This window comes from Sandaracinaceae bacterium (assembly GCA_020633055.1).
Taxonomy (GTDB): domain Bacteria; phylum Myxococcota_A; class Polyangia; order Polyangiales; family Houyiibacteriaceae; genus JADJJE01.
Genome location: JACKEJ010000011.1, coordinates 417,887 through 431,977 on the forward strand (window position 1 = coordinate 417,887; position 14,091 = coordinate 431,977).

General features: G+C 70.0%; 13 protein-coding genes. 11 read left to right on the forward strand and 2 right to left on the reverse strand.

What is annotated here, in order from left to right; translation table 11 throughout:
- Positions 1–84 precede the first annotated feature (84 nt).
- On the forward strand, positions 85–582 hold the full coding sequence (locus H6726_26325; protein MCB9661192.1) for a hypothetical protein: 498 nt from the start codon (positions 85–87) through the stop codon (positions 580–582).
- 116 nt (positions 583–698) lie between these two features.
- Here H6726_26325 and H6726_26330 read toward each other — a convergent pair whose 3' ends face one another.
- Positions 699–881, reverse strand: coding sequence for a hypothetical protein (locus tag H6726_26330; GenBank protein ID MCB9661193.1), 183 nt, complete (start codon positions 879–881; stop codon positions 699–701).
- Positions 882–1,608: 727 nt separating this feature from the next.
- On the opposite strand from H6726_26330, the gene H6726_26335 reads away from it, so the two are divergent.
- The 10 genes from H6726_26335 to H6726_26380 all read left to right on the forward strand — a co-directional run bounded on the left by H6726_26335 (position 1,609) and on the right by H6726_26380 (position 11,382).
- On the forward strand, positions 1,609–1,890 hold the full coding sequence (locus H6726_26335; GenBank protein MCB9661194.1) for a hypothetical protein: 282 nt from the start codon (positions 1,609–1,611) through the stop codon (positions 1,888–1,890).
- A 1,154-nt stretch (positions 1,891–3,044) separates the two neighbouring features.
- Positions 3,045–3,434 carry a CBS domain-containing protein gene (locus H6726_26340; protein MCB9661195.1) on the forward strand — a complete coding sequence of 130 codons (390 nt, stop codon included), beginning with the start codon at positions 3,045–3,047 and terminating at the stop codon, positions 3,432–3,434.
- A gap of 39 nt (positions 3,435–3,473) precedes the next feature.
- The gene (locus tag H6726_26345; protein MCB9661196.1) at positions 3,474–3,824 is read left to right on the forward strand and encodes a hypothetical protein; all 351 of its coding nucleotides are present in this window, start codon (positions 3,474–3,476) and stop codon (positions 3,822–3,824) included.
- 227 nt (positions 3,825–4,051) lie between these two features.
- Positions 4,052–4,816 carry an enoyl-CoA hydratase family protein gene (locus tag H6726_26350; GenBank protein MCB9661197.1) on the forward strand — a complete coding sequence of 255 codons (765 nt, stop codon included), beginning with the start codon at positions 4,052–4,054 and terminating at the stop codon, positions 4,814–4,816.
- A 53-nt stretch (positions 4,817–4,869) separates the two neighbouring features.
- Positions 4,870–5,715, forward strand: a complete 846-nt coding sequence (locus tag H6726_26355) for a CoA transferase subunit A (GenBank protein MCB9661198.1) — start codon at positions 4,870–4,872, stop codon at positions 5,713–5,715.
- A gap of 80 nt (positions 5,716–5,795) precedes the next feature.
- Positions 5,796–6,485, forward strand: a complete 690-nt coding sequence (locus H6726_26360; GenBank protein ID MCB9661199.1) for a CoA-transferase — start codon at positions 5,796–5,798, stop codon at positions 6,483–6,485.
- A gap of 365 nt (positions 6,486–6,850) precedes the next feature.
- On the forward strand, positions 6,851–7,918 hold the full coding sequence (locus H6726_26365; GenBank protein MCB9661200.1) for a nitronate monooxygenase: 1,068 nt from the start codon (positions 6,851–6,853) through the stop codon (positions 7,916–7,918).
- 6 nt (positions 7,919–7,924) lie between these two features.
- The gene (locus tag H6726_26370) at positions 7,925–9,085 is read left to right on the forward strand and encodes an acyl-CoA dehydrogenase family protein (GenBank protein MCB9661201.1); all 1,161 of its coding nucleotides are present in this window, start codon (positions 7,925–7,927) and stop codon (positions 9,083–9,085) included.
- Positions 9,086–9,143: 58 nt separating this feature from the next.
- Positions 9,144–10,178, forward strand: coding sequence for an acyl-CoA/acyl-ACP dehydrogenase (locus H6726_26375; GenBank protein ID MCB9661202.1), 1,035 nt, complete (start codon positions 9,144–9,146; stop codon positions 10,176–10,178).
- A 52-nt stretch (positions 10,179–10,230) separates the two neighbouring features.
- Positions 10,231–11,382: an acetyl-CoA C-acetyltransferase gene (locus tag H6726_26380; GenBank protein MCB9661203.1), complete on the forward strand. Its 1,152-nt coding sequence runs from the start codon at positions 10,231–10,233 to the stop codon at positions 11,380–11,382.
- An 87-nt stretch (positions 11,383–11,469) separates the two neighbouring features.
- Here the strand turns inward: H6726_26380 and H6726_26385 are convergent, their stop codons facing one another.
- Entirely contained in the window at positions 11,470–13,731 is a 2,262-nt protein-coding gene (locus H6726_26385) for a hypothetical protein (GenBank protein MCB9661204.1), read from the reverse strand.
- Positions 13,732–14,091 lie beyond the last annotated feature (360 nt).

Below are 14,091 nucleotides of genomic sequence, written 5' to 3' on the forward strand. Positions count from 1 at the left end.
CGAGGACGAGAGCTTCGCGCTGGCGAAGGAAAGCTCGCCGAGGGCACCGGAAGACCCGCCTGCAGCCGGCGCGGCATCCTCGACGTGGAGCAGGTCTTCGCGCAGTTCAAGAAGGGCGTGGAGGAGCAGGTCGACGAGGCCGACAGCGACACGCACTTCGACCTGGGCATCGCCTACAAGGAGATGGGCCTGCTGGACGACGCCGTGGTGGAGTTCGAGGTGGCCATGCGCAACCCCGCCCGGGCGTGCTCGTGCAACACGATGGTGGGGCTCTGCCGGATGGAGCAAGGTCGCACGCAGGACGCCATCAACTCGTTCCGTGCGGGGCTCCACGCGGAGGAGAAGAACGAACGCGAGGAGCTGGCGCTCTACTTCGAGCTCGCGAACGCGTACGAAGTGCTCCGCGACAACAACGAGGCGCTGTACTTCTTCGAGAAGGTCCGCAAGCGGGACGCGGTCTTCCGCGGCGTCTCTCAGCGCATCCGCAAGGTGCAGGCCGCCATGGCGGCGGCATCGGAGCCGAACGCGTCGGACGACGACGAGCTGGACGCAGCGTTCGACGACCTGCTCAGCGACGACTGAGGCGACACACGACCGCTCTGCAAGCACCGACGGGACGCGCGACGACCGGCGACGTGGTCGTACACGCGAGCGCATCCTCGAGCGTCCGCTCGAGCGCATCCACAAGTGCGGGAAGATCAGGCCGCGTTCGCGGGTGGCCAGGGCCGGTTGACCTGGGCGGCCACCGCGGCGGCGAGCTCCGCAGAAATGGGCTGGTCGGGCTGATAACCCGACTGCTTCTTCAGGAGCATCTTCAGGTACGCGGAGGAGAACTTCAGCAACGAGGAGAGCTCGGCAAGGTCGTAACTGCGCTCGGACATGAACACAGAATGACCGTTCCACGCCTAGATCGTCAAGGACCGATTTTCTAAAATAGCGAAATTACTTGATTTTTTAGATATACACAGTACACCCAGGCCCGCGTAGCCGCTCATTAGCAGAGACGTCGCACACTCCGGCATAATCGCGCCCGGCCCCTGACCCTCACCGCCTATTCGTTCGCTCTTCTGTCCCACCCTGCTGGGCACGTGCTCAACCTCTCAGGGGTCAGGGCCCGTGTCTGGGCCCCTGCGCCTTTTGCCTTCGTGGCGGCGATCGCGTCGTGTTCCGGCCAACTGCTGCCGGAGGCACTGTGGGCAGGCGGGCGTCCGTCATCCTCGTTTTCCGGGGCGGGATGCTCGTCCACGGCTCTTCCACCACCACCACGGCCCTGGCCACGGACACGGTCACGCACAGCCCGGATCGGTTCGACGACGACGCTTTGCGCATCCGCGCTGGGCTGTTGCTCCTGGCTGTTCGCACGATGATGCTGCATCAAGTGGGCGACGGCGACCGGCGCTCAGCGCGTTGCGAGTGGTGCCCATACCGAGCACATGCACATCGACTTGTTTACCGGCCATCGCGGCGCACACGGGGTGCCGTCGTCGGGCTACTGGTCCGCCGTCCAGCACTGGGGCCGTCGCATCCTGCCAGCGCTGAGGGTCATGGCGCTGTCCAGCGTTATCGGCGGCGTATGGCGCTCGCAGGCGCCATCAGCACCAGCACCGCGTGGCGTTCACGCCCATCACGGCCTGCGCGGCAGGCCGCACTGATCACGTGGTGTCGCACGACGCCCCCCGAGGGCCGCGCGACGGCCTCGCGCGTGTGCTCGACGTGCTGGCCGTGTCGCCGGTGTGCTGCTCGTATCGCAGAGCGGGCACGCGCACGGCGAAGTACGAAGAACCAGCGACACCGCTGACTCGGCCCTGGCGGCTGACCGACGCGCTCGCGGACCTCGCGCTGGACGCCACTCCGCCGCTCATTGGGCCTGCTGGTGGCTGGCTTCGGTAGGTCGCGATAGCGTTGCGGACTTTGCGCATGGAGACGGAACCGCTCACGCTGGCGCTGCATTGGGGCCGTCGTGGGCGCTCCTGCCCCTCTGCTCGTGTGGCGTGCTGCCCGTGGCACGCAGCGCAGTCCCGCTCGCGCAGCGCGCCACGGCCTTCGTCGTGGCCTTCCTCGCGACCCCCCAGCTGGGGGCCGAGACGCCTGCTCATGACGGGACGCTTCCCTAGGGCCCGGGCTGCTGGTGGCGCGCTTCGTCAGGGCGCTCGCGTCGCCGTCGCGGCGGCGTGTGCCGGACTGTAGGCGCACTGCGACGTAGCCCCCACGGGGCGCGCCGCGCCGTGCCCCAAAACCTGCCACTGGACATTGAAGGGCGCACAGGGCTCCGCAAACGCTGCACCGAATGGACAGCCGTGCACATCGCTGGTTCACGATAAATTGGGACTGCTGGCGGCGGCCTGCGCGGGACGTCCGCTGGCGCCTGACGCTCCTGGCTGCCTGCGCCGCGCTGTCTGGACGTGCTGCTGCTGATGACAGCGCGGTGTCGTACCGCTCTGCGTGAGCACGCTGGTGCGCCGCTCGCCGCGGTGCTCGTGAGCAAGGGCCTCTCCGCGGGCGCCGTGCTGGTCGGACTCGTGCTCGGCCCCGCCACCAACTAACCTTCGCGACGCTCGGCTTCACATGCGCAGGCTTCAGCGACCCTCGCGCGCCGTCGTCGCAGCGCTTTCGGCACCCGCGTTCTTGCTGGCTGGGTGTCAACGCCGCGGAACTCGGCGCGGGAGACGACGGCCGCGCACGGATCGGTCGACGCACGCGGGGCAGCCACGGTCTCGTGGCGTGGCAGGCTTCGCCAAAACGCTCATCAGATGGCTGCTGCATTGCCGTACGTACGCGCTGTTCGACGGCCTCAGGTCAGTCGCTGGAAGCGCGACGTGCAGGGGCTCACCGCGGACCGTTTACGCTGAACGGTGGATCCGTCGCCGAGGCCGACCACCACAGATGACGGCGAATGCGGAGCGTGGGCACGGCCACAGGCAGCGGCCACGCTCACACGGCCGCGACGCCCGCCACGGCCACGCGCGCTGGGGCCGGCGCGCGCGCCCGCGCGAACGTGGCATGCTGCGCCCCGCCAAGCCCATGCCGCGCGCGTCGCGCGTCTGATGACGCCCTTTCCCTATTCGATCGACGCCAACGCCGACGTGGCGAGCGCCTGGGCGATGATGGAGGAGCACGACATCCGCCACATCCCCGTCACCCGTGGCGAGACGGTGCTGGGTGTCGTGAGCGAACGCGATCTGTGGCGCGCCCAGGCGGAGGGCCGATCGGACATCGACATGGGGGGTCTGGTGTCGACCGGCCCGTACATCGTGGAGTGGAGCGCGTCGCTCGCCGAGGTGGCGCGCGAGATGGGGGCCCGCAAGATCGGCTCGGCCGTCGTGCTGCGCGACGGGAAGCTCGCGGGCATCCTGACGACGACGGATGTGTGTGAGTACCTAGCCGAGGTGCTGGAAGAGCACTATCACTCCCCTAACAGCACCGACGCCGCCTGAGGCGACGGTGCGCTCGCCCCAAACCACGAGGATGGAACCATGAGTCACTCCAAGTCCGAGGCCAATGCCCCCCGCGCCATGTCCAGGCGCGTCTTCCTGCACCGCGGCACCGCGCTGATCGGGGGCACCGCCCTCGCGGCAACCTTCCTGGGCTGCGGCGGCAGCGAGGAGCCCGCGGGCTTCGCCTGCTCCACGGGGCTCAACCCCACGCAGACCAACCTCCGCAGCTCCATGTCGTACACCGACACCGGCGCGGACCCCGCCAAGCTCTGCAAAGACTGCAACTTCTTCCCCGCGAACGCACCCACCACCGCCTGTGGTGACTGCAGCCTCGGGCTCGGAGCGGTCCACCCCATGGGGAGCTGTACGAGCTTCGTCGCGCGTACCTGACGCAGGTCGGACGCTGGGCGTACGTCACGGAGCCCACCACGCACGCGCCACGCCAAGACCCGACGCCCGCCACGGAGCCCACCGTCGGCGGGCGCCGCTTTTTCGGCCCGACGCGACCACGCTCGTCGGGTTGCACCAAAGTGGAACGTGTTCTACTTTTCGACCCACGCGCGGCGAGGCCCATTGCCCGCTGCGGCCTCCCCCCTCGAGCCCCACCGAGAGCACGCATGACCATCTCCGTAGAGATCAACGACGGCATCGCTGAAGTCGTCATGAACAACCCCCCGGTCAACGCGCTGACGGTCGCCGGCTGGTTCGATCTCGCGGCCAAGATCACGGCCTGCGGCAAGAACCCCGAGGTGGCCTGCGTGGTCCTGCGCGCCGAGGGCAAGGGCTTCAACGCCGGCGTGGACATCAAGGAGATGCAGACCACGGAGGGCTTCACGGCGCTGCTCGGGGCCAACAAGGGTTGCTGGGAGGCGTTCAAGGCCGTTTACGAGTGCGAGGTGCCCGTCATCAGCGTCGTGAACGACTTCTGCGTGGGCGGCGGCATCGGCCTGGTCGGCAACTCGGACATCATCATCGCCAGCACGGGCGCCAAGTTCGGCCTGCCCGAGGTGGACCGCGGGGCCCTGGGCGCCGCGACGCATCTGGCGCGCCTGGTCCCGCCGCTGAAGGCGCGCGCCATGGTGCTCACCTGCGAGAACGCCACGGCCGAGGAGCTGCAGGCGTGGGGCTCGGTCTACGCGGTGGTGCCGCGCGACCAGACGCGCGCGAAGGCCATGGAGGTGGCGGCCACCTTCAAGAAGAAGATCAAGGCGGTGGTGCGCGCCGCCAAGGAGTGCCTGAACAACATCGACCCGGTGGACGTGAACCGCTCCTACCGCTTCGAGCAGGGCTTCACCTTCCAGCTGAACCTGGCTGGCGCCGCAGACGAGGCGCGCGACGCCTTCGTCGAGAAGCGCGACGTGGACACCAAGGCCGGCAGCTGAACCACCCTGGGCGCACTCGCGGTACACCCGCTACGCCCTGAAAGAAGAGCGACGTGGCAGACAAGACGATGACACTCGAAGACGCCGTCGCCGAGGTGCGCGACGGCATGACCGTCGGCATCGGCGGCTGGGGTTCGCGGCGCAAGCCGATGGCCTTCGTGCGGGCGCTGGTGCGCTCGGGCGTGAAGGACCTCACCATCGTCAGCTACGGCGGCCCCGACGTGGGCATCCTGTGCGCCACGGGGCAGGCCAAGAAGGTGGTCTACGGCTTCGTCTCGCTGGACTCGATCCCCCTCGAGCCGCACTTCCGCAACGCGCGTCAGGCCGGGACCGTCGAGGCCGTCTCGCTGGACGAGGGCATGTTCCGCCTGGGCCTGCAGGCCGCCGCGTGGCGCCTGCCGTTCCTGCCCACGCGCGCGGGCCTGGGCTCGGACGTGATGATCAACCAGCCGCAGCTGCGCACGGTGAAGTCGCCCTACGACGACGGCGAGGAGCTGGTGGCCATCCCCGCGCAGCGCCTGGACGTGGCGTTCATCCACATGAACCGGGCCGACACGGCCGGCAACGGGCAGTACCTGGGGCGCGACCCCTACATGGACGAGCTGTTCTGCATGGCCGCGGACAAGGCCTTCATGAGCGCCGAGAAGATCATCCCCACGGCCAACCTGCTGGACGAGGGTTCGTTCCAGACCCTGAAGATCAACCGCATGATGGTGCAGGGCGTGGTGCACGCGCCGGGCGGCGCGCACTTCACGGAGTGCCCGCCGGACTACGAGCGCGACGAGGCGTTCCAGAAGGAGTACGCCGCGACCGCGAAGGACCCGGCGGCGTGGGAGGCGTTCAAGGCCAAGTACCTCGACGTGAGCGAGGCCGAGTACCAGAAGGCGGTGGCGAAGTGAGCTCCGAGAACCAAGCAGTCACGCGCACGGACGTGTGCGCGGTCGCCGTGGCGGAGTGCTTCCGCGGCGATGGCGAGATCATGTGCAGCCCCATGAGCCCGGTGTCCAAGCTGGGCGCCATGCTGGCGCGGGCCACGTTCGAGCCGGACATGGTCATGACCGACGGCGCGAACATGATCCTGGCGGAGAACGTGCCGCTCGGGACGGACCCGAGCACGGCCACCATCGAGGGCTGGATGCCGTTCCCGTTCGTGTTCGACACGCTCTTCTGGGGCAAGCGCCACGTGATGATGGGCGGTAGCCAGGTGGACCAGTACGGCAACCAGAACCTCGCGTACCTGGGCGGCACCTTCAAGCAGCCGAAGACCCAGCTGCTGGGCGTGCGCGGCGCGCCGGGCAACACGGTCTGCCACACCACCAGCTACTTCCTGGGCGACCACAACCCGCGCGTGCTGGTGCCCAAGGTCGACTGCGTGGCGGGCGTCGGCTACGACCGCGCGGCGAAGCTGCACCCGGCCAGCCGCGCGCGGCACGAGATCCGGCGGGTCATCACCAACCTGGCCGTGCTGGACTTCGAGACGCCGGACAACCGCATGCGCCTGCGCTCGGTGCACCCGGGCGTGAGCGTGGACGACGTGGTGGCGGCGACGGGCTTCGAGCTGGTCATCCCGAGCGACGTCCCGGTCTCGCGCGAGCCCACGGCCGACGAGCTGGCCTGGCTGCGCAAGCTGGACCCGAAGGGCATCGCGGCGCGTGAGGTGAAGTCATGAGCGAAGCGCAGAAGAGCACGGCCACGAAGGCGAAGAAGCCCAAGGCGAAGGCGAAGGCGAAGAGCAACGTGCAGAGCACGGCGCCGCAGGCCGCCGAGGCCACCAAGCAGGTCAGCGCGCCCAAGACCAACGGCGCCAAGCCCACCGAGGCCCCCAAGGCGGCGGCAGCGAAGCCCAGCGAGGCCCCCAAGCAGGCGAGCGCACCGAAGGCAAACGGCGCGAAGCCAAGCGAGGCCCCCAAGGCCGCCGCCGCGAAGCCAAGCGCAACTCCCGAGGCCAGCGCGCCCGAGGTGGAGACGACCCGCGCCGAGCGGGTGCGCGTAGCGCCCGCCGCGAAGGCCCCGACAGGCGGCGCGGAGCGGACGCTGGACCAGAAGCTGGACGCCAAGCTGCGCACACCCATCTGCGACCTGTTCGGCATCGACTACCCCATCGTGCAGACCGGCATGGGCTGGGTCTCGGGGGCGCAGCTCACAGCAGCCACGTCGGCGGCCGGCGGCCTCGGCATCCTGGCCGCGGCCACGATGACCTTCGAGGAGCTCGAGCAGGCCATCACGCGCGTCAAGGACACGACCGACCGCAACTTCGGCGTGAACCTGCGCGCGGATCAAGCCGACGTGATGAAGCGCGTCGAGCTGCTGATCGACGCCAAGGTGAAGGTGGCCAGCTTCGCGCAGGCGCCTGGCAAGGCCGTCATCGCGCGCCTCAAGGAGGCCGGCGTGCTGACCATGCCGACCATCGGCGCGCAGCGTCACGCGCAGAAGGTCGCCGAGTGGGGCGTGGACTCCGTCATCGCGCAGGGTCACGAGGGCGGCGGCCACACGGGCAACGTGCCCACGCACATCCTCATGCGGCAGGTGGCGGACGTGGTGTCGTTCCCCTTCCTGGGCGCAGGCGGCTTCAGCGACGGGCGCGGTCTGGTCTCGGCCATGGCCAGCGGCGCGAGCGGCATCGCCATGGGCACGCGCTTCCTGCTCACGCAGGAGAGCCAGGTGCCCGAGCACATCAAGGCGCAGTACGTGAAGACGCCCATCGACGGCACCGTGGTCACGCGCGCCATCGACGGCTACCCACAGCGCGTCATCCGCACGCCCATGATCGACGAGCTGGAGCAGGCCAGCCCGCTCACGCGCTTCCCCAAGGCGGCGCGCAACGCGCTCACGCTCATGAAGCTCACCAACACCAAGCTGGTGGACATGGTGCAAGAAGGCCGCGCCATGAAGGAGAGCAAGGGCCTCACCTGGTCGCAGCTGGCCATGGCCGCCAACGCCCCGATGCTGACCAAGGCCAGCATGGTGGACGGGCGCGACTCGGGCATCCTCCCCACGGGGCAGGTGGTGGGCGTGATCGACGAGCTGCCGACCGTGGCCGAGCTCATCCGTCGCATCATGGCCGAGGCCAAGGTCGCGCTGGCCGCGCTGCAGGTGGACTGAGCCATGATGAACCTCGACTTCACCGAGCAAGAGAACGCGTTCCGCGCCGAGTGCCGCAGCTGGCTCGAGGCTAACGTGCCCAAGCACTCGCTGCCCAGCGGCGACACGCGCGAGGGCTACGCCCTGCACCTCGAGTGGGAGCGCAAGCTCTTCGACGCGGGCTGGTCGTGCGTGTCGTGGCCCAAGCAGTACGGCGGGCGCGAGGCGTCGCTGTACGAGTGGCTCATCTTCGAGGAGGAGTACTACCGCGTGCAGGCGCCCAGCCGCGTCACGCAGAACGGCATCTTCCTGCTGGCGCCGACCATCTTCGAGTTCGGCACCGAGGCGCAGAAGGAGCGCATCCTGCGGCCCATGGCGCGCGGCGACCTGAGCATCGCGCAGGCCTGGAGCGAGCCCAACGCGGGCAGCGACCTGGCGAGCCTCAAGAGCACCGCCAAGCGCACCGAGGGCGGCTGGCTGCTGACGGGGCAGAAGACCTGGTCCACGCGCGGCGCGTTCAGCGACATGGCCTACGGCCTGTTCCGCACGGACCCGAGCAAGTCGCGCCACAAGGGGCTCACTTACTTCCTGTTCCCGCTCACGGGCGAGGGCGTGACCGTGCGCGGCGTCGACCGCCTGGACGGCGACGAGGGCTTCGCGGAGCTGTTCCTGGAAGACCTGTTCGTGCCGGACGAGAACATCATCGGCGAGGTCGACAAGGGCTGGGAGGTGGCCATGGCCACCACCAGCAGCGAGCGCGGTTTGTCCCTGCGCAGCCCCGGGCGCTTCATGGCCACGGCAGCGCGCTTGGTGGACCTCTTCCGCCGCTACCGCGAGACCTGCGACCCCGCGCTGCGCGACCAGGTGGTGGACGCGTGGATGGGTGCGCAGGCCTACCGCTGGTACACGTTCAAGAGCGTCACCGACATGCTGAACGGCAAGCCCATCGGCGCCGAGTCCAGCCTGAACAAGGTGTTCTGGTCCGAGATGGACGTGCGCACGCACGAGACGGCGCTGGCCATCCTCGAGCAGGGCGCGTGCCTGGACGAGGGCAGCGCCGCGGCGGACGACGAGGGGGCCTGGATCAAGGGCTTCCAGTTCGCGCTGGCCGGGCCCATCTACGCCGGCACCAACGAGATTCAACGCAACATCGCGGCGCAGCGCGTGCTGGGCCTGCCGCGCGGCTGAGCCCCGCGGGCCCACCAGCACGAGACCGACGAGACCGACGAGAGCAAGAGGACGAGCCATGCACTTTGCATTCTCAGAAGATCAGACGCTGCTGCGCGACACCGTGCGCGACGTGCTCAGCAAGGAGTGCACGCCCGAGGTCGTGCGCCGCGTGTGGACCGGTGACAACGCCGAGCGCGCGCCCGTGTGGGGCACCCTGGCGGAGAACGGCTTCGTCGGGATGGCCGCGTCGGAGGACGCCGGTGGGATGGGCATGAGCGAGGTGGACCTCGCGCTGGTGCTCGAAGAGGCTGGTTACGCGGGGCTCACCGGGCCCATCGTGGAGACGGCGCTGGCCGGCCTGCCGCTGCTGGAGACGCTGGGCGCAGGCGGGCCGCACGCGAGCTGGATCGAGCGCGTTGCGGGTGGTGAGGCGAGCCTCGCGCTGTGCTTCGAGGGGCAGCTGCTGGCGCTGCACGCGCCGCTCGCGGACCTGCTGCTCGTCGCGCGCGGAGACGCCCTGTACGCGGTGCCGCGCGCCGACGCGGGCCTCGCGCCGCAGGTGGCCGTGGACCGCGCGACGAGCGTGGCGACGCTGGCCTACGAGCCGCAGGCTGCCCACCTGGTGGCGCAGGGCCCGGCGGCGCAGGCGGCCATCCAGCTGGCCTACGAGCGGGCCGCGCTGGGCAACGCGTGCGTGCTGGTGGGCCTGGCCCGGCGCATGCTGGACATGGCCGTGGCCTACGCGAAGGACCGCGAGCAGTTCGGCAAGCCCATCGGCACGCAGCAGGCCGTGCAGCACCACCTCGCCAACGCGGCCGGGCGCATCGCCTTCGCGCAGCCGGTGGTGTATCGGGCCGCGTGGGCGCTGGCCAACCGCGACCGCGGCGGCGACGAGACGCGCACCGAGGCCGAGCTGGCCGTGTCCACCGCGAAGATCTACGCCGAAGAAGCGGGCCGCGTGGCCGCGCGCATCGCGCTGCAGGTGCACGGCGCCATCGGCTACACCATCGAGTGCGACCTGCACTTCTTCATGAAGCGCGTGTGGACCATCGCGCCCTTCTACGGCACCAGCGCCGCGCACCGCGCGCGCATCGGCGCCCACATCCTGTAACTCCCCGAGCCCCGTTCCGACCCCAGCAGAGCCAAGCAGAGAAGGATCCGCCATGCCCGAAGCCTATATCGTCGAAGCCGTCCGTACGCCCGTGGGTCGCCGCAAGGGAGGCCTCGGGGGTGAGCACCCCGCCGACCTCGGCGCGCACGTCCTCAAGGGCCTGGTGGAGCGCTCGGGCATCGACCCGGCCGCCGTGGACGACGTCATCTTCGGCTGCGTCGACACCATCGGCCACCAGGCGGGCGACATCGCGCGCACGTGCTGGCTGGCGGCGGGCCTGCCGGACTCGGTGCCGGGCACCACGGTGGACCGTCAGTGCGGCAGCTCGCAGCAGGCCGTGCACTTCGCCGCGCAGGCCGTGATGAGCGGCACGCAGGACCTGGTGGTCGCCGGCGGCGTGCAGCAGATGACGCAGATCCCCATCAGCGCGGCCATGATGGTGGCCACGCAGTTCGGCGTGCCCGACCCCTTCAGCGGCAGCAAGGGCTGGGTGGAGCGCTACGGCAACGTGGAGGTCAACCAGTTCCTCTCCGCGCAGCGCATCGCCGAGAAGTGGGACCTGAGCCGCGCCGCCATGGAGGCCTACTCGCTCGAGAGCCACGAGCGCGCCATCCGCGCGCAGGACGAGGGCCGCTTCGACCGTGAGATCCTGCCGTACGGCGACGTGCGCGCCGACGAGGGCCCGCGCCGCGGCACCACCCTCGAGAAGATGGCCGAGCTGAAGACCCTGCCGGGCGCCGACCGTCTGACCGCTGGCGTGGCCAGCCAGATCAGCGACGCGTCCGCGGCGCTGCTCATCGCGTCCGAGGCCGCCGTGAAGGAGCACGGCCTCAAGCCCCGCGCGCGCATCCACCACCTGAGCGTGCGCGGCGCCGACCCCATCTGGATGCTCACCGCACCCATCCCCGCCACGCAGCACGCGCTGAAGAAGACGGGCATGAAGCTGTCGGACATCGACCTGGTGGAAATCAACGAGGCCTTCGCCTCCGTGGTCATGGCCTGGGCCAAGGACCTCGAGGCCGACCTGAGCAAGGTCAACGTCAACGGCGGCGCCATCGCCCTCGGCCACCCGCTGGGAGCCACCGGCGCGCGCCTGATGACCACGCTCTTGCACGAGCTGGAGCGCACGGGCGGCCGCTACGGTCTGCAGACCATGTGCGAGGGCGGCGGCCAGGCCAACGTGACGATCATCGAGCGCCTGTAGGCCCGCTGGCCACACCGCCACGAAGCGGCGGACCAAGCGGCGGGCCCTGGGCTCGACGGCGTCACCAAAGCGCGGCGATCGAGCAGGTCAGCGCGGCTTCCGCGAGCCTGCGGCGTTGCGTTGGCGTCGCCGCCCTCGGGCGATGGCAACGATGAGGAGCCCCACCCACGACGGGAACGCGGCGCGCTCTCCTTCCGCGCCGATGGTGCATCCACCGCCCATCGTCGCGGGCGTGGAACCTACGTCCATCGGCGTGAGACCCGTGTCCACGGGCGTGGGACCCGTGTCCGTCGTCGCATCCGCCGCCATGGTGCCGGTGTCCGACCGTCCCATCTCCGGCTCACCGGCATCCGTGGCGCTCCCTAGGTCACCGGTTCCCTCGTCCGTGCCCACGCCGACGTCGCTCACGTCGCCGAGGTCCTCGTGCGCACCCACGTCATGGGGCAGCGTGCCGCTGTCCGAAGGGACGGCTGCGTCCATCTCGGTTCCCGTGTCCGTGACTCCCATGTCCGAGACTCCCATGTCCGCGACCCCCGTGTCGGAGGTCCCCGCGTCCGAGACCCCCGCGTCGATGGGTGCGCTCGCGTAGCTCGCGCATGCTCCGTCTAGGTCGCCACCGGCGCTCTCCGAGCACACGTCGCAGCCCGGCACGCAGCAGAAGCCATCCGTGCACTCCGCCGCGCAGACGCTGCTCGACTCGCAGGGGACGCTGCGCTGGTAGGCGCCGGGGTCGCAGCCGTCGCTCGGGCGGCCCACGCCGCGCTGGTCCACCAACCCTGGCTCGTCCGCGCTGGCGCAGTCATTGACAAGCTCCTCGGTGGCGGCCACGGCGTAGGTCTCGGTGAAGCCCCCGTAGTCGCCGAGCATCTCGAGCGCAGGCGCAACGTTCGCGATGCTGCCCGGCAAGAGCGTTGCCGCGACGATGACGTTCGACGACCCGCTGAACGAGCCGGCGTCATTCACGAGCGCGGCAACACCACCCGTACCGCTGCCGAGCAGCGAGCCGAAGAGCGACACATCAGCGACGCCCACGATGCCCACGAGGTCGGCATCCGCCACCTGCTTGTTGTACACGTCCTGGCCCCCATCGGGGTTCACCACGATCGTGCTTCCGAAGGTGGACGCCGAGTTCTCGTAGAACGTGGCCTGGATCAGCACCACCTCCCCATTCAGGTTGAAGATGGCCCCGCCGTACCCGCGGCCCGCCTGGGCGGAGATGCCGCGGAGGCCACCTTGGGCGGCGTTTCGACCGAACGTGGCGCTGACCACACGGAGCTCCCCGCCGTGGTTGAAGATGGCACCACCGAAACCCGCGCCGCTGCCTCCGTGCGAGTAGATACCTGCCACCGAGCCATTTCCCCCGCCAAAGCCCCCCACGCCAAAGCCGGCCCCGCCGCCGCCACCACCGCCACCGAAGCCGCCCGCACCACCCGCTACGCACCCAACGCAGTCGCCTCCACTGCCGCCGCCGCCGCCGAAGCCACCGCGACCGGCAATGCCGGTGCCCGAGGAGTAGAGAAAGGCACCGCCACCGCCGCCGAAGCCGCCGTGGTAGCCGCCCGCACCGCCCCCGCCGAAGCCACCGTTGGACGCTGTGGTGGCCCCGCCAAAGCCGCCCCCATGCGGCGAGGCAGCGGCGAGGTTCGCTCCGAAGCCGCCGCCGCCGCCGCCCCAGACGGCTGGCGCCGACAGGCCAGCGCCGCCCGTGAACGTCGCCCCGATGTCACTGCCAACACCGCCGCGCGCGACCCCATCACGAATCGTCACGCCTCTCAGCACCAGCGTGCCCTGGTTGTAGACCGCGCCCCCCAAGCCTGCGCTGGCGCCAGCGCCGTCCCTGCCAGGCGCCCCGATGGCCGCACCACCCACGAGCGTGAGGTCTTGCAGAAGCAACGTGCCCGCCGGTGCGGACTGCCCCACCGTGGGGGCCTGCGCTTCGCCGAACGGGCCCGAAACCACGAAGAAGCGGAAGTTCTCCACCGAGTCGCGGACGATGCGTGCGCCGCGGCCGTCGATGGTGATCTCGCTCGTGATGATGGGCAAGCCGTTCCACCCGTACCAGCTGTTGTGTGCCGCCGCGAGCGTGTAGACGGCCCCGTCGGCCAACACGATGACGTCGGGGCCGGGGTTCGCGTTCGCAGCGCAGATCGCCTCCGAGAGGGAGATGCCCTCGGCATCACACGGGCTCAGGTACCCACCCGAGCCGTCGGGACACAGCCCCGCCAGCGTCACCGAGTCCGCCGGCGCAATCGAGTCGCACTCCGCCCCTGCCACGTCGATGTCCGGCGCCGTGGTGGTCACGAAGATGGTCTCGGCGTGCGCCACCGCGCTCGGAGTGACCAAGCTCACCGCCGCAACAAGGAGATAGCCGGCGCAGGCCCGCCTCCGAGGATGTCTCGATCTCACCAACGCTGTACTCCTTGTTGCACGCCTGTCGGATGCGGCCTCACCGATAAAGCTATCAGCAAGACGCGCGCGCAGCCTGCACAAACGTCGCGGCCTCGGATGTTGGCCGCCATGCGTCGTCCTTTCGCGCCGTACGACGCGTTGACACCTCCGCGGCGACCCGCCGGACGCATCACGCGACGTCCATCAAGCTCCGTGACGCCATCGGAAGGCATGGTCGGGTGCCAAGGGTCCGCGCCGAGAACGAACGGGGTCCGAACATCCTCCCGAGACGCGCCGGCCACGTTGCAGTAGCCTCCGCGC